Here is a 24,876-nt window from a genome sequence, read left to right as displayed (position 1 = left end):
CGGCGGCCGCTACGGCAGGTCGTACCCCGCCGGCGCCGGCGCCGGGGCGGAGAGGACGAGCCGGTCGCCGATCAGCAGGGTGTCCCCGCCGCCGAGCCCCGGATGCTCCCACTGGCGGAGCGGCTTGCCCGTCGCCGGATCCAGCACCGCCACGAACGGCCCCAGCTCCCGGCCCAGCAGCCCGCGCCGGCCGCCCCGGGCGGCCTTCACGTACAGCCCGCCCGGCCGCAGGCCCAGCAGTTCGAGCGAGCCCCCCGCCCCCTCGTTCCGGGCCACGGTCCGCTGCCAGCGCACCGCCCCGGTCCGCGCGTCGAGGGCGAGCACCAGATCCCCCTGGAAGTGCCGGTGCGCCGCCACGTACACCGTGCCGCGCTCCACCAGCAGCTGCTCCATGGGGAGCCCGAGGGCGAACTGCCACAGCAGGTGTCCGGTGTCGCGGTCCAGGGCGTGCAGGTGCTTGCCGTGCACCAGGTGCACCGGTTGCGCGCCGGGCGTCGGCCCGACGGGCTCCGAGCCCCGCATGTGTCCCCACAGCTGCCGTCCGCTCGACAGGTCCAGTGCCTTGAACCACGCGTCGTCCGCCAGAAGCAGGCAGCCGCCCACCGCCTTCAGGGACGAGCCCCCAAGCAGCGGTTGCTCCCACGCCACCTCGCCCGTCGTCGCCCGCAGTGCGGTCAGGCCGTTCCGTGCCCGGTGCACCAGCACCGGCCCGGCGCCGCACAGCACACCCGAGCCCGGCTCCGGCAGCTCCCGCCACCAGCGCACCCGCCCGTCGCGCGGCTCCCGCGCCACCAGCCGTACGCCCGCCTCCCCTTCCCGCCGTACGGCGACGTACACCGTCGCGGCGTCCGCCACGCAGGACACCCGCACCCGCCCGGTCCCCGGCAGCGGCGGCGCGACCGCACCCTCGTCGGCGTACGCCGTCCAGCGCGGCGCGCCCACGTCGGCCCGTACGCAGCCCACTTCGGCCCCCGACCGCCGCACCAGGCCGTCCCCGGCAGCGTGCAGGGCGTCCGGGCGGCCGGCCTGCTGCCACCGGCGCCCGTCCGCGTCCGGCGGCCGCGGGGAACGGGCCTGCTCGGTCAGCACGGTCAGCTCGGTCAGCGCGGGAGGCGGCGGGCTCCCCGTACCGGCCGCCACCTCCGGCCGCCAGGGCGTACCCGCCGCGGCCACGCAGTCCCGGGCGATCCGGGCCAGCGCACGGGCCCGGTCCGCCGGTTCGGGCAGGGCGCGGGCCCGCCCCGCGCGCTCCCGGGCCCGCGCCGGCTCCAGCGCGGGCCGGGCGGCCACGGCCACCCGGTCCCTGGCCGCCGCGAGCGCGGCCAGGGCGTGGTCGGCCTTCTCGTCGCCGGCCGTCCCGGGACGGCCGTGCAACAGGGCGCCGGCCCGCGCGCGCAGCCGCTCCGCCTGTACGTGGCCGCCGGTGCCCTCGTGGTGGGCCGCCTCCTCGCGCAGCCAGGCGGCCCGCTCCTCCAGCACCTCGGGGAGCGCGGCCTCGGCCTGCTCCAGCGCCCGCGCCCCGCCCGCCCGGTCCCCGGCCGCGGCCCGGTCCTCGGCCACTTGGCACAGCGCCAGCAGCCGGGCCCCGGCGGAGCCGATCCGCTCGCTCAGGCGCAGGGCCGTCTCCAGGTCCCGCGGGGCGACGGCCAGCACCGTGTCGTACGTGGCCGCCGCGCGCTGTCCCGGGTCCTGGATCCGGGACAGCCTGCTCTCGGCCTCCTCGGGCCGCGCCGCCACGAGAGCCGCCTCGATCCGGGCGCGGAGTCCGCCGGGTGCCGGGCGTCCGCTGAGGTGGTACCCGGCGATCTGGGAGGCCTGCTCGGGGGCCACCTTGATCAGTTCCTCCGCCAGCGCGCGCAGCGGAGCTTCCCGCCGCGAGCCGAAGACCGTGAACAGCGCCTGCTGCGCGTCGGTGAGCAGCCGCCGGGTCCGCGCCGGGGCGTGCGGGGCGGTGGCCCGGGCCAGCGCCGTCAGCAGCCGGGCCACGCGGGCCCCGTCGCCCCGGCCGTCGGCCCACGCCGCGGTCTCGGCTTCGGCGAGCAGCGAGGCCGCGAGCTCCGCGTCGAAGCGGGCCGCGGCGTCGGCGGAGACGGCCGGCACCTCGACGCGGGCGTCGTCGGCGCCGGGCGGCAGCTCCCGCAGCGCGTCCTGCGCCTCGCCGAGCAGGCCCCGTACGAACTGCCGCACCCCGGAAGCCGGGCCCACGCCCGCCGCGGAGGCGTCCACCCCCTCGGCCGCCGGCCCGGCGCCGGAGTCGGGAACAGGCCCCGGAGCCCGACCGGCCCCCGCACCGGGCACGGGCATCTGTTCCGGACCGGCCTCGGGCCCCGATCCGGGCTCCTGCTCGGCCCCGGCCTCCGGCCGCGCTCCCGGCGCCCGGCCGGCCACGTCTCTCGGGCCTGGTCCCGGTGTTGCGCCGGATCGGCCTTCCGGGCCCGATCCCGACCCCCGCTCGGCCCCGTCCTCGGCCCCATCCTCGGCCCCGGCCGTACCCGGCTCCCGGCCGGGTGTCGGCCCCGGTTCGGGCGGGGCGTGCCCCCGGTCCGGGTGGGCCCCGCCACCGGACCCGCCGACGCCGTGCATCCCCCGGAGGGCCTTGCCCACCGCCTCCGCCGACTCCGGCCGGTCCGCCGGGTCCTTCGCCAGCAGGGCCAGCACCAGCCGGTCCAGCTCCACCGGAACCGGCGTCCCCGCCTCGCGCAGCGGGATCGGCGCCTCGGCGACGTGCCGGTGCATCAGCACGTACGGCGACTCGGCCTGCCCGAACGGCGGCGCCCCGCTCACCAGCGCGTACAGCACGCACCCCAGCGCGTACAGATCGCACCGCGCGCCCACCCGCTCGCCCCGCCACTGCTCGGGCGCCATGTACGCGGGGGTGCCGATGATCCGCCCCGTCACCGTCCAGCCCGCCGTCGCGTCAGCGGAGTGCGCGATCCCGAAGTCGCATATCGTGATCCGCGGACCCGGCAGCAGGAACAGGTTGCCCGGCTTCAAGTCCCGGTGGACCACCGCCTGTCCGTGTGCGACGGCCAGCGCCTCCGCCGTCTGCGCGGCCAGGTCCACCGCGAGGTCCACGGCGAGCCCGCCGTCCCGCGCCAGTACCGTGGCCAGGTCCTCGCCGGACAGGAGCTCCATCACGATGAACAGCCGGCCGTCCTGCTGTCCCACGTCGTGCACCACGGTGATCCCGGGGTGCTGGAGCCGCGCCCCGATCGTCGCCTCGCGTCTGAACCGCGCGACCACCTCGTCGTTCGTGGCCGCCTCCAGCAGCACCTTGACCGCCACGGACCGGTCCAGCATCAGGTCGTGCCCGCGCCACACCTCGCCCATGCCGCCCTGCCCGAGCCGCTGCTCCAGCCGGTACCGGCCGGCCAGTTCATCCCCCACCCGCACCGCAGAGCCCCCTGACATCACGTCATGCGACGTTTTCCCAGGGGGCATTGTGTCCTGCCAAGTGAACGGCCGGGGGTGCTACAGATCGGCACGCCTGCGGATCTTGTTGCCCAGCCACACCAGCGGGTCGTACTTGCGGTCCACCGCCCGCTCCTTCAGCGGGATCAGCGCGTTGTCGGTGATCTTGATTCCCTCAGGGCAGACCTCCGTACAGCACTTGGTGATGTTGCAGTAGCCGAGCCCGTGCTCCTCCTGGGCCGTGCGCTTGCGGTCCAGGCCCACCTCGTCCGCCGCGTCCAGAGGGTGCATGTCCAGCTCCGCGACCCGCATCAGGAAGCGGGGACCGGCGAAGGCGGGCTTGTTCTCCTCGTGGTCGCGTACCACGTGGCAGGTGTCCTGGCACAGGAAGCACTCGATGCACTTCCTGAACTCCTGCGAGCGGTCCACGTCCACCTGCTGCATCCGGTACGCGCCAGGAGCCACCCCCTGCGGCGGCACGAAGGCCGGGACCTCGCGCGCCTTCTCGTAGTTGAACGACACGTCCGTCACCAGGTCGCGGACCACCGGGAAGGCGCGCAGCGGCGTGACCGTGATCGTCTCGGACCGTTCGAAGGTGGACATGCGGGTCATGCACATCAGCCGCGGCCGGCCGTTGACCTCGGCACTGCACGAGCCGCACTTGCCCGCCTTGCAGTTCCAGCGCACCGCGAGGTCCGAGGCCTGCGTGGCCTGGAGCCGGTGGACGATGTCCAGGACCACCTCGCCGTCGTGCACCTCGACGGTGAAGTCCCTGAGCGATCCGCCCTCCGCGTCACCCCGCCAGATCCTGAAGCTCGCGTCGTACGTACTCATTCGTACAGCTCCCCTTCGGCGAGGTACTTGACCAGCTCTTCCTTCTCGAAGAGCGCGAGCAGGTCGGGGCGGACGGGTTCGGTACGGGTGCGGACGAGGACGATCCGGTCGGCGGCGGGGTCCTCGGGCGCCGGCTCCACCGGACGGCACAGCAGGTTCACCGGGCGCCAGGCGCGCTCCATCGACGGGAAGTCCTCCCGGGTGTGCCCGCCGCGGCTCTCGGTGCGCTCCAGGGCCGCGCGGGCCACGCACTCGCTGACCAGCAGCATGTTCCGCAGGTCCAGGGCGAGGTGCCAGCCCGGGTTGAACTGCCGGTGCCCCTCGACCCCGGCCCGGGCCGCCCGTACGCGCAGACCCGCCAGCTTCTCCAGGGCCTCGGCCATCTCGCCCTCGCGGCGGATGATCCCGACCAGGTCGTTCATGGTCGTCTGGAGCTCCTGGTGGAGCGTGTACGGGTTCTCCGCGCCCTCGGCGGCGTGGAACGGGGCCAGCGCCTCCGTCGCCGCCGCGTCGATCTCCGCCTGGGAGACCGCGGGCAGCGCTCCGGCGAGGCCGCCGGCGTATTCGGCGGCGTGCAGCCCGGCCCGCCGGCCGAACACCAGCAGGTCGGACAGGGAGTTCCCGCCCAGCCGGTTCGAGCCGTGCATACCGCCCGCGACCTCACCCGCCGCGAACAGGCCGGGGACCCCGACGGTCGCGGCGGTGTCGGAGTCCACCGCGATCCCGCCCATCACGTAGTGGCAGGTCGGGCCGACCTCCATCGGTTCGGCGGTGATGTCCACGTCCGCCAGCTCCTTGAACTGGTGGTACATGGAGGGCAGCCGCCGTTTGATCCGCTCGGCCGGCATCCGGGTGGACACGTCGAGGAACACCCCGCCGTGCGGGGAGCCGCGGCCGGCCTTGACCTCGGAGTTGATGGCCCGGGCCACCTCGTCGCGGGGCAGCAGCTCGGGCGGGCGCCGGTTGTGGTCGGGGTCCTCGTACCAGCGGTCGCCCTCCTCCTCGGACTCCGCGTACTTCTCCTTGAAGACGTCCGGGACGTAGTCGAACATGAACCGCTTGCCCTCGCTGTTGCGCAGCACCCCGCCGTCGCCGCGCACCGACTCGGTGACGAGGATGCCCTTGACCGAGGGGGGCCAGACCATGCCGGTCGGGTGGAACTGCACGAACTCCATGTTCAGCAGGGGCGCCCCGGCGAGCAGGGCCAGCGCGTGCCCGTCGCCGGTGTACTCCCAGGAATTGGAGGTGGTCTTGAAGGACTTGCCGATCCCGCCCGTGGCCAGGACCACCGCCGGGGCCTCCAGGACGAAGAACCGGCCGGACTCGCGCTCGTAGCAGAAGGCCCCCGAGACCCTCTCCCCGCCGTTCGGGCCGCGATCCTTCAGCACCCTGGTGACCGTGCACTCCTGGAAGACCTTGAGCCGGGCCTCGTAGTCCCCGAACTCCTTGAAGTCCTCCTGCTGGAGCTGGACGATCTTCTGCTGGAGGGTGCGGATCAGTTCCAGTCCGGTCCGGTCGCCCACGTGTGCGAGGCGCGGGTACTCGTGCCCGCCGAAGTTGCGCTGGGAGATCCTCCCGTCCGGCGTCCGGTCGAAGAGTGCGCCCCAGGTCTCGAGCTCCCAGACCCGGTCCGGGGCCTCCTTCGCGTGGAGTTCCGCCATCCGCCACTGGTTCAGGAACTTGCCCCCGCGCATGGTGTCGCGGAAGTGCACCTGCCAGTTGTCGCCCTCGTTGACGTTGCCCATGGAGGCGGCGATCCCGCCCTCGGCCATCACCGTATGGGCCTTGCCGAACAGGGACTTGCAGATCACGGCCGTACGCCTGCCCCGCTCGCGGGCCTCGATCGCGGCCCGCAGTCCGGCGCCGCCCGCGCCGACCACGACCACGTCCCACTGCTGCCGGTCGACTTGAGCCATCTCAGAAGAACCTCGGATCGGTGAAGGTGCCGCTGGCCAGCAGGTACACGTAGAAATCGCACAGGGCCACGCTGATCAGGGAGGCCCACGCGAGCTGCATGTGGCGGGTGTTGAGCCGGCTGACCCAGCCCCACAGCCGGTAGCGCACCGGGTGCTTGGAGAAGTGGCGCAGGCGGCCGCCCATGATGTGCCGGCAGGAGTGGCAGGAGAGCGTGTAGGCCCAGATCAGCGCGATGTTGACGAGGAACAGCAGCGTGCCGAGGCCCATGTGGCCCCACTCGTACCGGTCGCTTCGGAAGGTCAGCACCGTGTCGTACGTGAGGATGCCGGCCACCGGCAGCGCCGCGTAGAAGAAGTACCGGTGGATGTTCTGGAGGATCAGCGGGAAGCGGGTCTCGCCGGTGTATTTCGCGTGCGGCTCGGCGACGGCGCAGGCGGGCGGCGAGGCCCAGAAGCCCCGGTAGTACGCCTTGCGGTAGTAGTAGCAGGTCAGCCGGAAGCCGAGCGGGAAGACCAGGATCAGCAGCGCGGGGGACAGGCCCCACCAGCTGCCGAACAGGTCGAGGTTGGGTCCGCCGCGCATCTCCTGGCAGTTCTCCGCGAGACACGGGGAGTAGAACGGGGAGACGTACGGGGCCGCGTAGTAGTCGGCGTTGGCGAAGGCCCGCCACGTCGAGTAGACGATGAAGGCGAGCAGCCCGGCCGCGGTGACGGCGGGGGCCAGCCACCACCGGTCGGTGCGCAGGTGCCGGGCGGGGATCGCGGCCCGGGAGGCGCCGTGGACGCCGGTCAGCTGCCGGGGTGGTTCCGTGCCTGTGGCCAAAGGGGACTCCGGGTGGAGTGATGAGGGGTGACCCACGAGGCCCAGCCGCGGACGGCTGGGCCGGGTGGGGTGCTGGGGTGGCGCGGGGGTGCGGGTGCTGCGCGGGTGCGCGGGTGCGCCCGACGGGTCAGGGCGCCCGTCGGTCGCGGGAGCCGAGACCCTCGTCGTCGGCGTCCTTCCACAGCGAGCTGTCGTACGGGGTGTCCGGGACCGGGACCATCCCCTCCTGCCGTGGGGCCCGCGGGGTGGCCGGAGCCTGCCGGGCCGCGTCCTGGACGTCCCGCTCCAGCCGTTCCACCGAGCGGACCAGCTCGTTCAGATTGCGCCGTACGGCGGTCAAATCATCTTGCAGGGACATGACTTGCCCTCACTTCCGCTGGTTGCGGTGGCAACGCTCATGTGCGCCTGCGAGTGTCGCGCCTCCCGTCCCCGGTTGTGAAGGGACGTGCAGCGATTGCGGGCGTGCAGGCGCAATCCGTGCGCCCTCCCTGCTCCCAGTTTGGTCCCTCTTGCGAGCGAACGCCCGTCCGCGGCGCAAGCCGGATTGGTCCGCACGGGTGGGGTTCGCGGCGTGGCGAGGGTCGGCTGCGAGAGGTGTGGCGAGCTGTGGATTTCAGTGTGTTGCGGCACCCAGTGTGATCAGCTCCATATACCGCCAAACGTGATCAAGCTGCCCCTTTCGCGCCCCGTCCCGGAGGTACCACCCATGTCCCAGAGAAGGCGCAGGTCTTTGGCGCTCCTGACCTCGGGAGTCCTCGCACTGCCGCTGCTCGCGGGCTGCGGCTCTGGTGACGACGAGGGCGGCCCGGTGGCCGCCGGACAGGACATCGCGGCGACGGCCCGCGACAAGGTCGCCGACGGCGGAGTGCTGCGCTGGGCCGTGGACTCCCTCCCGGACACCCTGAACACCTTCCAGGCCGACGCGGACGCCACCACCAACCGGATCGCCGGGGCCGTGCTGCCGCAGCTGTTCGTCCTGGACGAGAAGGGCCGCCCGGTCGCCAACCCGGACTACCTGGAGAAGGCCGAGGTCGTCGAGCGGGAGCCCAAGCAGGTCGTCCTGTACAAGCTGAACCAGCAGGCGGTGTGGAGCGACGGCCGCGAGATCGGAGCCGCCGACTTCGTGGCGCAGTGGCGGGCCCTGAACGGCAAGGACTCGGCGTACTGGACGGCCCGCAACGCCGGGTACGACCGGATCGAGAAGATCGAGCGCGGCAAGACCGACCTGGAGGTCAAGGTCACCTTCGCCAAGCCGTACACCGACTGGCGCTCCCTCTTCTCGCCGCTCTACCCCAAGCAGGTCACCGGCACCCCGGACGCCTTCAACGAGGGCGCCCGCGGCACCATCAAGGTCACCGCCGGGCCGTTCAACCTCGGGGCCATGGACAAGAAGGCCGGCACCGCCGCGCTGACCCGCAACGCCCGCTGGTGGGGCCGGCAGGCCAAGCTGGACTCGCTGGTGCTGACCGCCGTGCCGCGGGCCCAGCGCCCGGCGGCGCTGGCCGCCGGCAAGGTGGACCTGGCGGAGGTCGACCGTGCGGGCGCCGACCGGATCGCGCTGGCCCACCGGGACGCGGCGCACGGCCCGGACACGGGCGGGGCCCCGGCGCACGGCCCCGACGCGGCGATGACCCCGGCGCAGGCCACGCTCTCGTGGGCGCTCGCGTACGGTTCCGACGACGGCAAGGCGGCCACGGAGCGCGAGACCCGGGCGCAGAACGCCGAGGCGGCCAAGAAGTACGCGGACGAGCAGTCGGCCCTGCGGACCTTCACGGTCCGCAAGTCCCTGGAGCCGGCCTACACGCAGCTCGCCATGAACGGGGCCTCCGGCCCGCTGGCGGACGAGCGGGTCCGGCGGGCGGTGGCCCGGGCCCTGGACCGCAAGGAATTGGCCGAGATCGTACTGAAGCCCCTGGGCCTGCCGGCGAAGCCGGTCGGCAGCCACGTGGCGCTGGCCGGGCAGCGGGCGTACGCCGACAACAGCGGCGCGCTCGGCGGCAAGGACCTCCAGGCGGCCCAGGCCCTGCTCGCGGACGCGGGCTGGCGCCGGGGCGGCAAGATCACCGAGCCGGCCGGCGCGAAGGCCGGCCCGGAGTCGGAGGAGGGCCAGGACGACTCGAAGACCCCGTCGGGCCCGGGCACCGGCAACGACGGCCTGTACATCGTGGGCGAGACCGACGGGAGCAACGGGGACAGCCTGGACCGGGGGCTCCCGGTGGTGAAGTCCGCGATCAAGACGGGTGCGGAAACGTCTCCCCAGGGCAAGCGGGGCGAGCGGATCGACCCGTCCGGCCAGGAGGACGAGGCCGCCGAACGGGACACCCAGGACGACGCCAAGCGCGGCCCCGCCCGCGACGGCGAGGCGCCCGGTCCCGGCAAGGCCGCCAGCGCCTCCCCGGCGCCGGCCCCGGCCAAGCAGACCCGTAGCTCCGGGAACATGCTCGCGAAGGACGGCAAGGCCCTCAACCTGCGCTTCGTCCTCCCGGCCGGCCCCGGCTCGGAGGCCCTGCGCACGGTCGGCGAGCGGATCGCCCAGATGCTCAAGAAGGTCGGCGTGAACACCGAGGTGACCAAGGTCGCCGACGAGAGCTTCTTCAAGGACCACGTGGCCTCGGGCCAGTACGACCTGGCGCTCTACTCCTGGCCCGCGACGGCCTACCCGGCCACCGACGCCCGCCCGATCTTCGCCAAGCCGGAGCCGGCCGCCGACGGCTCGCTCCTCGTCGAACAGAACTACACCCGCGTCGGCACCGACCACATCGACCAGCTCTTCGATCAGGCCCTCGGCGAGCTCGACGAGGAGGCCTCGCGCGAGCTGATGCGCAAGGCGGACGCCCGCATCTGGGCCGCGGCCGGGTCCATCCCGCTCTACCAGCGCCCCGAGCTGGTGGCCGTCAAGCCGAACCTGGCCAACGCCGGCGCCTTCGGCCTCGGCACCCCCCGCTTCCAGGACATCGGCTGGAAGAAGGCGGCGGCCGCGAAGGAAGAGCCGACGAAGAAGAAGTGACAAAACGGGGCCGGACAGGTTGAGCTTCGGCTCCCAAGCTCAGATGTGACTCAAGTCGCTTGCCCGCCGGAACTCCGGCGGGCAAGGTCGTTCCATACCCGTTGACCCGCGGCAATACCCGCACCATCCTCGGCCGGGCACCCCCCACCCCGTACCCGGCCGCGCTCAGCCTTCCGGCCTCTTGACAGACCCCCCGGCGGGCGGTTCCCGCCACGCGACGTACGATGGGGTAAGGCCGTGGCAGGTTTTCCGCCCGGTCGAGGCGCGCGTGCCGGACCGTACGCGCCGCCATCCACGATCCCGGGAGAAGCGCCGAAGTGCCCACGCGCCACGACATCCGTAACGTCGCCATCGTCGCCCACGTCGACCATGGCAAGACGACCATCGTCGATGCCATGCTCAAGCAGGCCGGTGCCTTCGCCGCCCACCAGCACCTCGACGACCGCATGATGGACTCGAACGACCTGGAGCGTGAGAAGGGCATCACGATCCTCGCCAAGAACACGGCGGTGAAGTATCACCCCAAGGACGGCGGGGCCCCGATCACGATCAACATCATCGACACCCCCGGCCACGCCGACTTCGGTGGCGAGGTCGAGCGCGGTCTGTCGATGGTGGACGCCGTCGTTCTGCTGGTGGACGCCTCCGAGGGTCCGCTGCCCCAGACCCGCTTCGTCCTGCGCAAGGCCCTGCAGGCGAACATGCCGGTCATCCTCTGCATCAACAAGACGGACCGCCCGGACTCCCGGATCGACGAGGTCGTCAACGACACGTACGACCTCTTCCTGGACCTGGACGCCACCGAGGACCAGATCGAGTTCCCGATCGTCTACGCCTGCGGCCGTGACGGCGTGGCCTCGCTGACCAAGCCGGAGGACGGCACCGTCCCCCCGGACAGCGACAGCCTGGAGCCGTTCTTCTCCACCATCCTGGAGCACGTCCCCGCCCCGGTGTACGACGACGAGGCGCCCCTCCAGGCCCACGTCACCAACCTGGACGCCGACAACTTCCTCGGCCGCATCGCGCTGCTCCGCGTCGAGCAGGGCGAGCTGCGCAAGGGCCAGACCGTCACCTGGATCAAGCGTGACGGCACCCAGTCGAACGTCCGCATCACCGAGCTGATGATGACCGAGGCGCTCACCCGCAAGCCGGCCGAGGTGGCGGGCCCGGGTGACATCTGCGCGGTCGCCGGTATCCCCGACATCATGATCGGCGAGACCCTGGCCGACCCGGAGAACCCGATCGCGCTTCCGCTGATCTCGGTCGACGAGCCGGCGATCTCCATGACCATCGGTACGAACACCTCCCCGATGGTCGGCCGCGGCGGCAGCGGCAAGGGCGCGGAGGCCAAGGCCGCGGTCAAGGACCGCAAGGTCACCGCCCGCCAGGTCAAGGACCGCCTCGACCGCGAGCTGGTCGGCAACGTCTCGCTGCGCGTGCTCGACACCGAGCGCCCGGACGCCTGGGAGGTCCAGGGCCGCGGTGAGCTCGCGCTCGCCATCCTGGTCGAGCAGATGCGCCGCGAGGGCTTCGAGCTGACCATCGGCAAGCCGCAGGTCGTCACGCAGGAGATCGACGGCAAGGTGCACGAGCCGGTCGAGCGCATGACGGTCGACGTCCCCGAGGAGCACATGGGCGCGGTCACGCAGCTCATGGGCGTCCGCAAGGGCCGCATGGACAACATGTCGAACCACGGCTCCGGCTGGGTCCGCATGGAGTTCGTCGTCCCGTCGCGCGGCCTCATCGGCTTCCGCACGGAGTTCCTGACGAACACCCGCGGTACCGGTATCGCCCACTCGATCCACGAGGGCCACGAGCCGTGGTTCGGCACGCTGACCACCCGTAACAACGGTTCGCTGGTCGCGGACCGCTCCGGTTCGGTCACGCCGTTCGCGATGATCAACCTGCAGGAGCGCGGCGTCCTGTTCACCGACCCCGGCACCGAGGTGTACGAGGGCATGATCGTCGGCGAGAACTCGCGCTCCGACGACATGGACGTGAACATCACCAAGGAGAAGAAGCTCACCAACATGCGTGCGGCTTCGGCGGACAACACCGAGAACGTGGTGCCGCCCCGCAAGCTCTCCCTGGAGCAGTCCCTGGAGTTCTGCCGCGACGACGAGTGCGTCGAGGTGACCCCGGAGGCCGTCCGCATCCGCAAGGTCGTCCTGGACCAGAAGGAGCGCTCGCGCACCGCGTCGCGCGCCAAGTCCGCGAAGTAGCGGCAAGTCGGCCCGGCCGGGCCGACGTTCCGTCCGCAACCCCTTCACCACGGTTTCGTGGGGGAGGGGTTGTTGGCGTTTGTCAACCGGATTGTTGCGTTCCAGTGTCCACGGTGTCCGTATACCGACCGTGACACTCCGGAAGATGAACTAACAGTCCGTTTCGCACGTGTCTGTCTCCTATCCGTTTGTCCGGATTTCGGGTTTTCGCCATGAGGTGATGTTGTGAAAACGAGACCAGTTAAGTGTGGTTTACGGTCAGGCCGTCCCTGAGGATGGCTCCATTGAGCTCGGGTCAATGGGTCACACGCTGTGGGGAGCGTCGACTCACGAGCACACTCGGGGCACTGTTCAACTCGCCGTCAGGGGTGTCGGCGAAACGTGCATGTGTCCCGCACATCAAACAGTGGACTCATGAGGAGGAAACCCATGCGCGGTGCCAAGAGCGCCAAGTGGGTAGCGGGCGCGATTGTCGTCGCCCTGGCTGCGACCGCCTGCGGTGGCAACGACAAGGGCGACGCCGCCGGCAAGGGTGAGGTTGACCCGAACGGCATCTACTCCGTCGAGGTGGGCGAGCCCGAGAAGCTCCTCCAGCCGGCCGACACGATGGAGTCGAACGGCTCGATCGTCATGTCCGGGCTGTTCTCGCAGCTCGTCGACTACGACGCCGACGGCAAGCTGACCATGGTCAACGCCGAGTCGGTCGAGTCCAAGGACAGCAAGCTCTGGACCGTCAAGCTCAAGCCGGGCTGGACCTTCCACGACGGCACCAAGGTGACCGCCGATTCGTACGTCAAGGCCTGGAACTGGGCCGCGAACATCAACAACAAGCAGGGCAACGCGTCCTGGTTCGCGGACATCAAGGGCTACGAGGCGCTCCACCCCGAGGCCGAGGGCGCCAAGCCCACCGCCGAGGCCCTGGAGGGTCTGAAGGTCGTCGACGAGAACACCTTCACCATCGAGCTCGGCAACGCCGTTCCGTACTTCGCGTACAAGCTCGGCTACGAGGTCTTCTCCCCGCTGCCCGAGTCCTTCTACAAGGACCCGAAGGCCGCCGGTGAGAAGCCGGTCGGCAACGGCCCGTACAAGTTCAAGTCGTGGGAGCACAAGAAGCAGATCGAGCTCACGCGCTTCGACGCCTACAAGGGCGAGAACCAGGCGAAGAACGGTGGTGTGATTCTCAAGAACTACTCCACCCTCGAGACCGCCTACGAGGACCTGAAGTCGGGCAACGTCGACGTCCTGCGTCAGATCGGCCCGAAGGACCTCCCGGTCTACCGCAACGACCTCGGCAACCGCGCCGTGGACCAGGCGTACTCCGCGATCCAGACCCTGGCCATCGCCTTCTACGCCGACCAGTGGAAGACCCCGAAGCCGGTCGACCCGAAGGTCATCCAGGGCCTGTCGATGGCGATCGACCGTGACACCATCACCAAGACGGTGCTCCAGGGCACCCGCGAGCCGGCCACGGGCTGGGTCGCCAAGGGCGTCCTCGGCTACACGCCGAACGCCACCGGTGACGTCACCAAGTTCAACCCGGCCAAGGCCAAGGAGCTCATCACCGCCGGTGGTGGCGTTCCGAACAACGAGATCTCCATCCAGTTCAACTCGGACGGCGGTCACAAGGAATGGGTCGACGCTGTCTGCAACAGCATCACCCAGGCCACCGGCGTCAAGTGCACCGGCGACGCCAAGCCGGACTTCCAGGCCGACCTCCAGGCCCGTAAGACCAAGCAGGTCAAGTCGATCTACCGCTCCGGCTGGGTCCTCGACTACCCGGTGAACGCCAACTTCATCAGCGACCTGTTCCGCACGGGCGCGGGCGGCAACCAGGGTGGCTTCTCGAACCCCGACCTGGACGCCAAGATCGCCGCTGCCGACACGGCGGCGTCGCTCGACGAGTCGGTGAAGGCGTACCAGGCCGTTGAGAAGGACCTGGTCAACTACATGCCGTCGATCCCGCTCTGGTACTACAAGGTCAACGCGGGCTTCTCGGAGAAGGTCCAGAACGTGAAGTACGCCCAGGACGGCGACCCGATCCTCGAAGGCGTCGAGGTCAAGAAGTAAGTCCCACAGCGTAATTCCGCTCGACGGATGTGGGCCGGCGGGGAGCCGGCCCGCATCCGGGCCTAAATGCAGAGCCCGGGGGGCCCTTTCGCGACGCAGTGACGATCCCGTCACGTGCGTGCGTGGCGAAAGGGCCCGTCCGGCTGCCTCTGCCGCATCTTCTACGGAGGCATGATGGGGCGCTATGTCGCACGACGACTGCTCCAGATGATCCCGGTCTTCCTCGGGACGACCCTGCTCATCTTTTTGATGGTGTACAGCCTGCCCGGTGACCCCGTGGCCAGTCTCTTCGGCGACAAGGGCGCCGACCCCGCCACGCTCGCCGCACTCCGGCACGAGCACGGCCTCGACTTGCCCCTGTACCAGCAGTACTGGAACTACCTCTCGGGCATCCTCTTCCACTTCGACTTCGGCACGCAGATCCGAAGCGGTCGTGAGATCACCGACGTTCTGGGCGACGCCTTCCCGGTCACGCTCCAGCTGGCTGTCTTCGCCTTCGTCATCGAGATCGTGCTCGGTCTCGCCCTCGGCATCGTCGCCGGTCTCAAGGCGGGCAAGCTCGCGGACAACCTCGTCCTGATCATCACCCTGCTGATCATCTCGATGCCGGTCTTCGTCTTCGGCTTCATCGTCAAGACGGTGTTCGCCTTCCAGCTCGGCTGGATGCAACCGAACGTGAGCAACCACCCGACGTGGAGCGAACTCGCCGCCCCGGCCGTCGTGCTCGGCTCGCTGTCGCTCGCATACGTGGCGCGCCTCACCCGGACGTCGATGGCGGAGAACCTGCGGGCCGACTACATCCGCACGGCCGTCGCCAAGGGCCTGCCCAAGCGCCGCGTCATCGGCGTGCACCTGATGCGCAACTCGATGATCCCCGTCGTCACCTTCCTGGGCACCGACATCGGCGCCCTCATGGGCGGCGCCGTCGTCACCGAGTCCATCTTCAACGTCAAGGGCGTCGGCAACCTCATCTTCGACGCGATCATCCGCCGCGAGGGTATGACCGTCGTCAGCGTCGTCACCGTTCTCGTCCTGGTGTACCTCGCCGCCAGCCTGCTCGTCGACCTCCTCTACGCGGTCCTGGACCCGAGGATCCGTTATGCCTGACATGATCAAGACCGACACCGCGACGGCCGAACAGGCCCTGGTGACCAGCGTTCCCGTGGACGGCGCGAAGCCCGAGAAGGCGCGCAGCCTCTGGGGAGACGCCTGGGCGGACCTGCGCCGCAACCCCTACTTCATCATCTCTTCGGTGTTGATCTTCTTCCTGCTGCTGATCTCGGTCTTCCCGGGCCTGTTCACCAGCGCCGACCCCACCAAGGGCGACCTGGTCCACCACTTCCTGACCAAGCCGGAGCTGGGCCAGATAGGTTCGCCCGAGTGGTTCGGGTACGACGGCCAAGGGCGCAGCGTTTACGCGCGTCTGATCTACGGCACCCGCGCCTCGATCATCGTCTCCGTCTCCGTGACCCTGCTGGTCACGGTCATCGGTGGCATCACGGGCATGATCGCGGGCTACTTCGGCGGTCTGACCGACGCGATCATCTCCCGGATCACCGACATGTTCTTCGGTATCCCCTTCCTGCTCGGCGCCATGGTCGTGCTGCAGTCCTTCACCAAGCGCACTGTGATGACAGTCGTCTTCGCCCTCGCCTTCCTCGGCTGGACCCAGATCACCCGCGTCATGCGCGGCTCGGTCATCACCGTGAAGCAGGCGGACTACGTGCACGCGGCCAAGGCTCTCGGCGCGGGCACCAGCCGGATCCTCATCCGGCACATCCTTCCCAACGCCATGGCCCCGGTCATCGTCGTCTCGACGATCGCCCTCGGCGGCTACGTGGCGGCCGAGGCGACGCTGTCCTACCTCGGTCTGGGCCTCGCGTCCCCGGCCATTTCCTGGGGTGTGGACATCTCCGGCGGAGCCCAGCAGATTCGAGTGGCGCAGCACATCCTGCTGTACCCCTCGATCATGCTGAGCATCACCGTCCTCGCCTTCATCATGCTCGGCGAAGCGGTCCGCAACGCCCTCGACCCCAAGATGCGCTGAGGAGGGCGTACGTGATCACCATGGACAACACCAGCACCGTTCCCTCCCCGCGTGACGGGAACCCGCAGAGCCCGCTCCTCGAAGTGCGCGACCTGCACGTCGAGTTCCACACCCGCGACGGCGTGGCCAAGGCCGTCAACGGCGTCAACTACAGCGTGAGCGCCGGCGAGACCCTCGCCGTCCTCGGCGAGTCCGGCTCGGGCAAGTCCGTGACGGCGCAGGCCATCATGGGCATCCTCGACATGCCCCCCGGCAAGATCCCGCAGGGCGAGATCCTCTTCCGCGGCCAGGACATGCTCAAGATGAGCTTCGAGGAGCGGCGCAAGCTGCGCGGCCGGAAGATCGCCATGATCTTCCAGGACGCCCTCTCCTCCCTGAACCCGGTGCTCACCGTCGGCTACCAGCTGGGCGAGATGTTCCGCGTCCACCAGGGCCTGTCGAAGAAGGAAGCCCGCCTCAAGGCCATCGAGCTGATGGACAAGGTCAAGATCCCGGCGGCGAAGGAGCGTGTGGACGACTACCCGCACCACTTCTCCGGCGGTATGCGCCAGCGCATCATGATCGCCATGGCGATCGCGCTGGAGCCGGACCTGATCATCGCCGACGAGCCGACCACGGCCCTCGACGTGACCGTCCAGGCCCAGGTCATGGACCTGCTCGCGGAGCTCCAGCGCGAGCTCAACATGGGCCTGATCCTGATCACCCACGACCTCGGCGTCGTCGCCGACGTCGCGGACAAGATCGCCGTCATGTACGCGGGCCGGATCGTCGAGACGGCGCCGGTGCACGAGATCTACAAGCGCCCGGCGCACCCGTACACCCGCGGTCTGCTGGACTCGATCCCGCGCCTGGACCAGAAGGGCCAGGACCTCTTCGCGATCAAGGGCCTGCCGCCCAACCTCCTGCGGCTGCCGACCGGCTGCTCGTTCAACCCGCGCTGCACCGTTGCGCAGGACATCTGCCGTACCGACGTGCCCCTGCTCCAGGTGGTCAGCGAGCAGGACGGCTCCGAGCTGCCCGGCCGCGCCAGCGCCTGCCACTTCTGGAAGGAGCAGCTCCATGGCTGAGCTCACCAAGACCGCCCCCCAGGGCGAGCCGATCCTCCAGGTCCGCAACCTGGTCAAGCACTTCCCGCTGACCCAGGGCATCCTGTTCAAGAAGCAGGTCGGCGCCGTCAAGGCCGTCGACGGCATCAGCTTCGACCTGTACCAGGGCGAGACGCTGGGCATCGTCGGTGAGTCCGGCTGTGGCAAGTCCACCGTCGCCAAGCTGCTGATGAACCTGGAGCGGGCCACCGCGGGCGAGGTCTTCTACAAGGGCCAGGACATCACCAAGCTGTCCGGGCGCGCGCTGAAGGCCGTCCGCCGCAACATCCAGATGGTGTTCCAGGACCCGTACACCTCGCTGAACCCGCGCATGACGGTCGGCGACATCATCGGTGAGACCTACGAGATCCACCCCGAGGTGGCTCCCAAGGGCGACCGGCGCCGCAAGGTCCAGGAGCTCCTGGACGTCGTGGGCCTCAACCCGGAGTACATCAACCGGTACCCGCACCAGTTCTCCGGCGGTCAGCGCCAGCGCATCGGCATCGCCCGCGGCCTCGCGCTCAACCCGGAGATCATCATCTGCGACGAGCCGGTCTCCGCGCTCGACGTGTCGGTGCAGGCGCAGGTCATCAACCTGATGGAGAAGCTGCAGGAGGAGTTCAACCTCTCCTACATCTTCATCGCGCACGACCTCTCGATCGTCCGGCACATCTCGGACCGCGTGGGCGTCATGTACCTGGGCAAGCTGGCCGAGATCGGCTCCGACGCCCAGATCTACGACCACCCGACGCACCCGTACACCCAGGCGCTGCTGTCGGCCGTCCCCGTCCCGGACCCGGAGGCCCGCGCCCACCGCGAGCGGATCATCCTCACCGGTGACGTCCCCTCCCCGGCCAACCCGCCGTCGGGCTGCCGCTTCCGCACCCGCTGCTGGAAGGCCGAGGAGCGCTGCTCCACGGAGGAGCCGCTGCTGGCGATCCCGACGCGCTTCCAGGGCGTGAACACCCTGGCCGCGCACGAGTCGGCGTGCCACTTCGCGGAGGAGAAGGCCGTCCTGGCCGTCTGATCCCGCCGGAACGGCAGGAGGGGGCCCAGCCGATCCCGGCTGGGCCCCGTCCGCTTTTCCCGCCCCATCGAAAGCGACTCCCGAGGAGACACCACCCATGCGCACAGCGAGCGCCCAGTGGATCGTCGGTGCCGTCGTCGTGGCGATGGCCGCCACGGCCTGCAGCGCCGGCGAGGATGCGGAGGCCGGCCGCACCGGCGGGCACATCACCGTGGTCCTCGGAGAGCCGCAGCACGGGCTGGTGGGGCAGGAGACCGCCGAGACCGAGGGCGCGGAAGTCCTCCACGCCCTGTTCACCGGCCTGGTCACGTACGACACGAAGACCAACGAGCCCAAGCTGGCGATCGCCGAGTCCGTCGACACCACGGACTCGAAGACCTGGACGATCAGGATCAAGGACGGGTACACCTTCCACAACGGCGAGAAGGTCGACGCGCAGTCCTTCGTCCGGGCCTGGAACTGGGGTGCCGACCAGGAGAACACCGCCGAGGCGATGGGCTTCTTCTCGAAGATCGAGGGCTCGGAGGAGCTGGCCCCGGGCAAGGGCAGGACGCCCACCGCCAAGGGGCTCAAGGGCCTGCGGGTCATCGACGACAGGACCTTCACCGTCACCCTGAAGGCGCCGTTCTCCCAGTTCAGGACCGTGCTGGGATACGACGCCTTCTACCCGCTGCCCAAGGCGTTCGAGGCCGACCCGAAGGGCTTCGGCGAAGCCCCGATCGGAAACGGCCCGTTCCGCATGGACGGCAGGTGGGAGCACCACAAGCAGATCAAGGTCAGGAAGTACGACAAGTACCCGGCCGAGGGGCGCGCCAAGCTCGACGGCGTGACCTTCAAGATCTACGACGACCTGGACGCCGCTTACAGCGACCTGCACAAGAACGTCCTGCAGATCACCGACAAGCTGCCGGTCTCCGCGCTCGCCACCGTCTCCGAGGAGTTCGGCGACCGCTACATCTACAAGCCGGAAGCGTCCGTCGGCTACCTCGGCCTGCCGCTGGAGGCCAACCCCGAGGCCTTCGGCAAGCCCGAGATCCGCAAGGCGATCTCGATGGCCATCGACCGTGAGGCCATCTCCAAGAAGATCTTCCAGGGCACCCGCAAGCCGGCCGACGACTTCATCAGCCCGATCGTCCCCGGCTACCGCAGGGGCGCCCTGGGCGAGGCCGGCACGTACAACCCGAGCAAGGCCAAGGCGCTGTTCCAGCAGGCCGGCGGCATACCGGGCAACAAGCTGGAGCTCGGCTACAACGAGGACGGCGGCCACAAGGAGTGGATCGAGGCCGTCGCCGCGCAGCTGAAGGCGAACCTCGGCGTCGAGGCCACCGCGAAGCCCTACCAGAGCTCCGCCGCGCTGATCGACGACGTGAAGTCGCAGAAGTTCAAGGGGGCCTTCCGCATGGGCTGGGCCATGGACTACCCGGCGGCGGAGAACTACCTGCGCCCGGTCTTCTCGAAGGAGGCCATCGCCAACGGCTCCAACTTCGGGCGCTACGGGAACGACGAGTTCGAGGCCGTCCTCGCCGCCGCCGACCGGGCGACCGACCCGGCCGAGAGCCTGAAGCTCTACCAGCAGGCCGACGACATCGTCATCAGGGACCTCCCGTACATCCCGGTCTTCACCTACATGTCGGCCGTGGCCTACTCCAAGACCGTGAAGAACGTCGGGGTCGACGCGCAGGGCCGCATCGACCTGGCGCACGTCGAGCTCAACTGACACCCGCCGGGGCCGCGCGGAAAGGGAGTTGCGGCGGCGCCCGCGGCGGGCGGACAGTGGTCGGGTGACCGCGACACCGTATGCCCGCCGCAGCCGGAGCACGCTGACCGTACGGCCCGCCGGGCCCGGGGACGCGTCCGACATCTGTGCCCTGCTCAACGCCGTCGACCTCATCGAGATCGGCAGACCGGAGAGCGACCTCGCCGCGGTCGAGGCCGACCTCCACCACCCCGACATCGACCTGGCCAAGGACTCCTGGCTGGCGTTCGAGGGGGGTCGGCTCGTGGCCTACGGCCAGGTGTGGGCCGACTCCGGGCCCGGCAGGGTCGACTCCGAGCACTACGTGCTGCCCGGCCATCGCGCCGCCGCCGTCCGGCTGCTGGAGCTGATGGAGATCCGGGCCCGCGAGCTCACCGCCGGGGCGGTGGACGCCGTCATGCGGCTCCAGCTCAACGTGAAGCCGGTCCTCGACGCCGACGTGCTGCCCGGCCGCGGCTACCGGCCCGTACGCCACTACCAGGTGATGACCCGGTCCCTGTCCCCGGCCGCCGACCTGCCGCCCGCCCCTCCCGGCGGGCTCCTCGTGCGCGACTGCGCCGCCGACGAGGCCGACCGCCGCCGGGTCCACGCCCTGGTGGAGGAGACCTTCTCCGCCCACTTCGGCCATGTGCACCGCCCGTACGAGGCGTGGCTGGACCACCTCGACGCCCGCACCCTCGACTGGTCGCTGGTCTGGATCGCGAGCCTGCCCGGCGTCGGCGACGCGGGCGTCCTGCTCACCCGCGACGACCGCACCAGCATGGCCTGGCTCAGCCACCTCGGCGTCCGCGCCGACCTGCGGGGCCGCGGCATCGGCGGCTTCCTGCTGCGCCACGCCTTCGCGGCCTACTCGGCCCGGGGCCGGGACACCCTGGGCCTGGGCGTGGACGCCCACAACGAGACCGGCGCGCTCGCGCTGTACGAGGCGCACGGCATGCGCCTGCACTACGCGGTGGACACCTGGGAGCTGAGTTTGCACTCGCGCGGGTGACAGCCGCAGGACGCGAGGGTGCAATCGGTCCAACGGTGAGTGTTCCGGCCCCCACATAGGGTGACATTGGGCCCTAAGTGAGTCTTGGGAGCCATAGGAGGCACTCCATGCGCGGAGCCACCCACGCCAAGTGGGCCGCATGTGCGGTGGCCGTCGCCCTCGCGGCGACGGCCTGCGGCGGTAGCGACAGCGGCGGAGGCGGCGGTGGCGCGGGAATCGTCAGCTCTTCCTGGGGTGACCCGCAGAACCCGCTGGAGCCGGCCAACACCAACGAGGTGCAGGGCGGCAAGGTCCTCGACATGATCTTCCGGGGCCTCAAGCGGTACGACCCGAAGACCGGCGAGGCCAAGAACATGCTCGCCGAGAAGATCGAGACGACCGACAGCCAGAACTTCACCATCACGGTGAAGGACGGCTGGAAGTTCAGCAACGACGAGCCGGTCACCGCGCAGTCGTTCGTGGACGCCTGGAACTACGGCGCGGACGTGCGCAACAAGCAGAACAACGCACCGTTCTTCTCCGACATCGTCGGCTACGCGGACCTCCACCCCGCCTCCGGGGAGCCCAAGACCAAGACGATGTCCGGACTGGTGGTCAAGGACCCCAAGACCTTCACCGTGGCCCTGAAGAACAAGTTCTCCACCTGGCCCGAGACCCTCGGCTACCAGGCCTTCTCCCCCCTGCCCAAGGCCTTCTTCACCGACCACGCCGGCTGGCTGAACAAGCCCATCGGCAACGGCCCGTACGCGGTGGACTCGTACACCAAGGGCACCGGCATGAAGCTGCGCACCTGGGACGGCTACCCGGGCGCGGACAAGGCGCAGAACAGCGGCGTCGACCTCAAGGTCTACACCGACAACAACACCGCCTACACGGACCTGATCTCCGGCAACCTGGACCTCGTCGACGACGTCCCCGCGCAGCAGCTGAAGAACGTCAAGAACGACCTCGGCGACCGGTACATCAACCAGCCGGCCCTCATCATCCAGACCCTCACCTTCCCGCTGTACGACCCGCAGTGGGGCAAGGAGGGCATGGAGAACGTCCGCCGCGGCATCTCCATGGCCATCAACCGCGACGAGATCACCAAGCAGATCTTCCGCGAGACCCGCACCCCGGCCAAGGACTGGACCTCCCCGGCCCTCGGCGAGAAGGGCGGCTTCAGCGCCACGCTCTGCGGCGACGCCTGCAAGTACGACCCGGCCGCGGCCAAGAAGCTCATCCAGGACGCCGGCGGACTCCCCGGCGGAAAGGTCACCCTGACGTCCAACGTGGACACCGGCTCGCACCGCGAGTGGATGGACGCCGTCTGCAACAGCATCAACAACGCGATCGGCGAGGGCCCGGTCTGCACGGTCAACCCGATCGGCACCTTCGCGGACTTCCGCAACCAGCAGAGCGCCTTCAAGCTGACCGGCCCCTTCCGCTCCGGCTGGCAGGCCGACTACCCGCTGATCCAGAACTTCCTCCAGCCGCTCTACTACACGGGCGCCTCCTCCAACTACGGGAAGTTCAGCAACGCGGATTTCGACAAGCTCGTCGACGAGGCCAACCAGGAGAGTGACGCGGCCAAGGCCATCGCGAAGTTCCAGGACGCCGAGAAGATCCTCGTCGCGCAGATGCCCTCCATCCCGCTCTGGTACCAGAACGGCAGTGCGGGCTACGCGGAGCGGCTCTCGGACGTGGCGCTCAACCAGTTCAGCGTCCCCGTCTACAACGAGATCAAGGTCAGCTGACCCTCCGTCGGATCGATCCTGGAGCAGTCCATGGGACGTTATGTGATCCGGCGGCTGCTCCAGATGATCCCGGTGTTCATCGGCAGCACGTTCCTGATCTTCTTCATGGTGTACGCGCTCGGCGACCCGGTCGCCGCCCTCTTCGGCGACAAGGCGCCCGACCCCGCCACCGCCGCGCGCATCCGCAAGGACCTCTACCTCGACCGCCCGCTGTGGGAGCAGTACCTCCACTACATGGGCCAGATCTTCCAGGGTGACTTCGGCACGGCCTTCAACGGCCAGCCCGTCACCGAGCTGATGGCCTCGGCCTTCCCCGTCACCCTGCGCCTGACCATCGTCGCGATCTTCTTCGAGGTCGTCATCGGCATCACCCTCGGTGTGATCAGCGGCCTGCGCCGCGGCAAGTCCGTGGACACCAGCGTGCTGGTGCTCACCCTCGTCGTCATCTCCGTGCCGACGTTCGTGACGGGCTACCTGCTCCAGTACCTCTTCGGCGTCAAATGGGGCTGGGTCCGGCCCACCGTCTCCCCGGACGCCCCCTTCAACGAGCTGATCCTGCCCGGCATCGTGCTCGCGCTGGTCTCCCTCGCCTACGTCACCCGGCTCTCGCGCACCTCCATCGCCGAGAACGTCAAGGCCGACTACGTGCGCACCGCCGTCGCCAAGGGCCTGCCGCGCCGCCGGGTCGTCACCCGCCACCTGCTGCGCAACTCTCTGATCCCCGTCGTCACCTTCATCGGCACCGACATCGGCGCCCTGATGGGCGGCGCCATCGTCACCGAGCGGATCTTCAACATCCACGGCGTCGGATACCAGCTCTACCAGGGCATCCTGCGCAACAACTCCCCGACGGTGGTCGGCTTCGTGACCATCCTCGTCATCGTCTTCCTGCTGGCGAACCTGCTCGTCGACCTGCTCTACGCGGTCCTGGACCCGAGGATCCGTTATGCCTGAGCGCAGCGAGCCCCTCTACGACCCATTGGAACCCGGAAAGGGAGAGGCCATCGCCCCCACCGGCCAGGGCGGGCCCATGGATCTGGCGCTCGACGAGGCCGAGAGCCTCGAGAAGGCGCTGGGCGACCAGCCGCCCGGGCCCGGCCCCCAGGAGAAGGCCCGCTCCCTGTGGTCCGACGCCTGGCACCAGCTCCGCCGCAACCCCGTCTTCATCATCTCCTCCCTGATGATCCTGTTCCTGGTGATCATCGCGATCTGGCCGCAGCTCATCGCCAGCGGCGATCCGCTCCAGTGCGACCTGTCCAAGTCCCAGCAGGGCTCCTCGCCCGGCCACCCCTTCGGCTACGACACCCAGGGCTGCGACGTCTACACCCGTACCGTCTACGGAGCCCGCGCCTCCATCACCGTCGGCGTCTGCGCCACCCTCGGCGCCGCCCTGCTCGGCTCGGTGCTCGGCGGGCTCGCCGGGTTCTTCGGCGGCTGGGGCGACTCGCTGCTCTCCCGGGTCGCGGACATCTTCTTCGGCATCCCCGTCGTCCTCGGCGGCCTGGTCTTCCTCTCGGTGGTCACCAGCACCACCGTCTGGCCGGTCGTCGGCTTCATCGTGCTCCTCGGCTGGCCGCAGATCGCCCGCATCGGCCGCGGCTCCGTCATCACCGCCAAACAGAACGACTACGTCCAGGCCGCCCGGGCGCTCGGCGCGGGCAACGGACGGATGCTGCTGCGGCACGTCGCGCCCAACGCCGTCGCGCCCGTCATCGTCGTCGCCACCATCGCGCTCGGCACGTACATCGCCCTGGAGGCCACCCTGTCCTTCCTCGGCGTCGGCCTGCGCCCGCCCACCGTCTCCTGGGGCATCGACATCTCCAACGCGGCCCCGCAGATCCGCAACGCCCCGCACATGCTGCTCTGGCCGGCGGGCGCGCTGAGCCTGACGGTGCTCGCGTTCATCATGCTCGGCGACGCGGTGCGCGACGCCCTCGACCCCAAACTGCGCTGA

17 protein-coding genes are annotated in these 24,876 nt (G+C 69.9%); 12 read left to right on the top strand and 5 right to left on the bottom strand.

What is annotated here, in order from left to right; translation table 11 throughout:
• Window positions 1–9: 9 nt before the first annotated feature.
• The 5 genes from ACFXGI_RS11820 to ACFXGI_RS11800 all read right to left on the bottom strand — a co-directional run bounded on the left by ACFXGI_RS11820 (window position 10) and on the right by ACFXGI_RS11800 (window position 7,342).
• Window positions 10–3,411: a protein kinase gene (locus tag ACFXGI_RS11820; RefSeq protein ID WP_384705251.1), complete on the bottom strand. Its 3,402-nt coding sequence runs from the start codon at window positions 3,409–3,411 to the stop codon at window positions 10–12.
• 60 nt (window positions 3,412–3,471) lie between these two features.
• Entirely contained in the window at window positions 3,472–4,245 is a 774-nt protein-coding gene (locus tag ACFXGI_RS11815) for a succinate dehydrogenase/fumarate reductase iron-sulfur subunit (protein WP_384705250.1), read from the bottom strand.
• Complete coding sequence (locus ACFXGI_RS11810) at window positions 4,242–6,161, bottom strand: fumarate reductase/succinate dehydrogenase flavoprotein subunit (RefSeq protein WP_384705249.1); 1,920 nt, start codon at window positions 6,159–6,161, stop codon at window positions 4,242–4,244. Before ACFXGI_RS11810 ends, ACFXGI_RS11815 begins: the two co-directional genes overlap by 4 nt.
• Before the next feature lies 1 nt (window position 6,162).
• Complete coding sequence (locus ACFXGI_RS11805; protein WP_384705248.1) at window positions 6,163–6,984, bottom strand: hypothetical protein; 822 nt, start codon at window positions 6,982–6,984, stop codon at window positions 6,163–6,165.
• Between the two features lie 127 nt (window positions 6,985–7,111).
• Window positions 7,112–7,342 (bottom strand): hypothetical protein, encoded by a 231-nt coding sequence (locus tag ACFXGI_RS11800; protein ID WP_384705247.1) that lies wholly within the window; start codon window positions 7,340–7,342, stop codon window positions 7,112–7,114.
• 348 nt (window positions 7,343–7,690) lie between these two features.
• On the opposite strand from ACFXGI_RS11800, the gene ACFXGI_RS11795 reads away from it, so the two are divergent.
• The 12 genes from ACFXGI_RS11795 (at window position 7,691) to ACFXGI_RS11740 (ending at window position 24,876) form a co-directional block, all read left to right on the top strand.
• Window positions 7,691–9,991, top strand: a complete 2,301-nt coding sequence (locus tag ACFXGI_RS11795; protein WP_384705246.1) for an ABC transporter family substrate-binding protein — start codon at window positions 7,691–7,693, stop codon at window positions 9,989–9,991.
• Window positions 9,992–10,308: 317 nt separating this feature from the next.
• Window positions 10,309–12,213: a translational GTPase TypA gene (typA, locus tag ACFXGI_RS11790; protein ID WP_384705245.1), complete on the top strand. Its 1,905-nt coding sequence runs from the start codon at window positions 10,309–10,311 to the stop codon at window positions 12,211–12,213.
• 429 nt (window positions 12,214–12,642) lie between these two features.
• Window positions 12,643–14,280, top strand: coding sequence for an ABC transporter substrate-binding protein (locus ACFXGI_RS11785; protein ID WP_384705244.1), 1,638 nt, complete (start codon window positions 12,643–12,645; stop codon window positions 14,278–14,280).
• 174 nt (window positions 14,281–14,454) lie between these two features.
• Entirely contained in the window at window positions 14,455–15,387 is a 933-nt protein-coding gene (locus ACFXGI_RS11780) for an ABC transporter permease (RefSeq protein ID WP_384705305.1), read from the top strand.
• Window positions 15,380–16,327, top strand: coding sequence for an ABC transporter permease (locus ACFXGI_RS11775; RefSeq protein WP_384705243.1), 948 nt, complete (start codon window positions 15,380–15,382; stop codon window positions 16,325–16,327). The genes ACFXGI_RS11780 and ACFXGI_RS11775 overlap by 8 nt, the downstream gene beginning before the upstream one ends.
• A gap of 20 nt (window positions 16,328–16,347) precedes the next feature.
• On the top strand, window positions 16,348–17,394 hold the full coding sequence (locus ACFXGI_RS11770; RefSeq protein ID WP_384705304.1) for an ABC transporter ATP-binding protein: 1,047 nt from the start codon (window positions 16,348–16,350) through the stop codon (window positions 17,392–17,394).
• A complete protein-coding gene (locus ACFXGI_RS11765; protein ID WP_384705242.1) occupies window positions 17,387–18,439 on the top strand; it encodes an ABC transporter ATP-binding protein in 1,053 nt (350 codons plus the stop codon). Before ACFXGI_RS11770 ends, ACFXGI_RS11765 begins: the two co-directional genes overlap by 8 nt.
• Before the next feature lie 97 nt (window positions 18,440–18,536).
• Window positions 18,537–20,156 (top strand): ABC transporter substrate-binding protein, encoded by a 1,620-nt coding sequence (locus tag ACFXGI_RS11760; RefSeq protein ID WP_384705241.1) that lies wholly within the window; start codon window positions 18,537–18,539, stop codon window positions 20,154–20,156.
• A gap of 64 nt (window positions 20,157–20,220) precedes the next feature.
• Window positions 20,221–21,186, top strand: coding sequence for a GNAT family N-acetyltransferase (locus tag ACFXGI_RS11755; RefSeq protein WP_384705240.1), 966 nt, complete (start codon window positions 20,221–20,223; stop codon window positions 21,184–21,186).
• Window positions 21,187–21,293: 107 nt separating this feature from the next.
• Window positions 21,294–22,922 (top strand): ABC transporter substrate-binding protein, encoded by a 1,629-nt coding sequence (locus tag ACFXGI_RS11750; RefSeq protein ID WP_384705239.1) that lies wholly within the window; start codon window positions 21,294–21,296, stop codon window positions 22,920–22,922.
• Window positions 22,923–22,952: 30 nt separating this feature from the next.
• A complete protein-coding gene (locus tag ACFXGI_RS11745) occupies window positions 22,953–23,876 on the top strand; it encodes an ABC transporter permease (protein ID WP_229336650.1) in 924 nt (307 codons plus the stop codon).
• A complete protein-coding gene (locus ACFXGI_RS11740) occupies window positions 23,869–24,876 on the top strand; it encodes an ABC transporter permease (protein ID WP_384705238.1) in 1,008 nt (335 codons plus the stop codon). The genes ACFXGI_RS11745 and ACFXGI_RS11740 overlap by 8 nt, the downstream gene beginning before the upstream one ends.

Source organism: Streptomyces sp. NPDC059355, from assembly GCF_042752335.1.
In the GTDB taxonomy this organism is placed as follows: Bacteria; Actinomycetota; Actinomycetes; order Streptomycetales; family Streptomycetaceae; genus Streptomyces.
This window is presented reverse-complemented; position numbering and strand designations above follow the sequence as displayed.

What these genes read in the sequence shown, in the direction of transcription:
- ACFXGI_RS11820 (WP_384705251.1), bottom strand. Translation starts at nt 3,411, where the DNA reads ATGTCAGGGGGCTCTGCGGTGCGGGTGGGGGATGAACTGGCCGGCCGG.
- ACFXGI_RS11815 (WP_384705250.1), bottom strand. Translation starts at nt 4,245, where the DNA reads ATGAGTACGTACGACGCGAGCTTCAGGATCTGGCGGGGTGACGCGGAG.
- ACFXGI_RS11810 (WP_384705249.1), bottom strand. Translation starts at nt 6,161, where the DNA reads ATGGCTCAAGTCGACCGGCAGCAGTGGGACGTGGTCGTGGTCGGCGCG.
- ACFXGI_RS11800 (WP_384705247.1), bottom strand. Translation starts at nt 7,342, where the DNA reads ATGTCCCTGCAAGATGATTTGACCGCCGTACGGCGCAATCTGAACGAG.
- ACFXGI_RS11795 (WP_384705246.1), top strand. Translation starts at nt 7,691, where the DNA reads ATGTCCCAGAGAAGGCGCAGGTCTTTGGCGCTCCTGACCTCGGGAGTC.
- ACFXGI_RS11785 (WP_384705244.1), top strand. Translation starts at nt 12,643, where the DNA reads ATGCGCGGTGCCAAGAGCGCCAAGTGGGTAGCGGGCGCGATTGTCGTC.
- ACFXGI_RS11780 (WP_384705305.1), top strand. Translation starts at nt 14,455, where the DNA reads ATGGGGCGCTATGTCGCACGACGACTGCTCCAGATGATCCCGGTCTTC.
- ACFXGI_RS11775 (WP_384705243.1), top strand. Translation starts at nt 15,380, where the DNA reads ATGCCTGACATGATCAAGACCGACACCGCGACGGCCGAACAGGCCCTG.
- ACFXGI_RS11770 (WP_384705304.1), top strand. Translation starts at nt 16,348, where the DNA reads ATGGACAACACCAGCACCGTTCCCTCCCCGCGTGACGGGAACCCGCAG.
- ACFXGI_RS11765 (WP_384705242.1), top strand. Translation starts at nt 17,387, where the DNA reads ATGGCTGAGCTCACCAAGACCGCCCCCCAGGGCGAGCCGATCCTCCAG.
- ACFXGI_RS11760 (WP_384705241.1), top strand. Translation starts at nt 18,537, where the DNA reads ATGCGCACAGCGAGCGCCCAGTGGATCGTCGGTGCCGTCGTCGTGGCG.
- ACFXGI_RS11750 (WP_384705239.1), top strand. Translation starts at nt 21,294, where the DNA reads ATGCGCGGAGCCACCCACGCCAAGTGGGCCGCATGTGCGGTGGCCGTC.
- ACFXGI_RS11745 (WP_229336650.1), top strand. Translation starts at nt 22,953, where the DNA reads ATGGGACGTTATGTGATCCGGCGGCTGCTCCAGATGATCCCGGTGTTC.
- ACFXGI_RS11740 (WP_384705238.1), top strand. Translation starts at nt 23,869, where the DNA reads ATGCCTGAGCGCAGCGAGCCCCTCTACGACCCATTGGAACCCGGAAAG.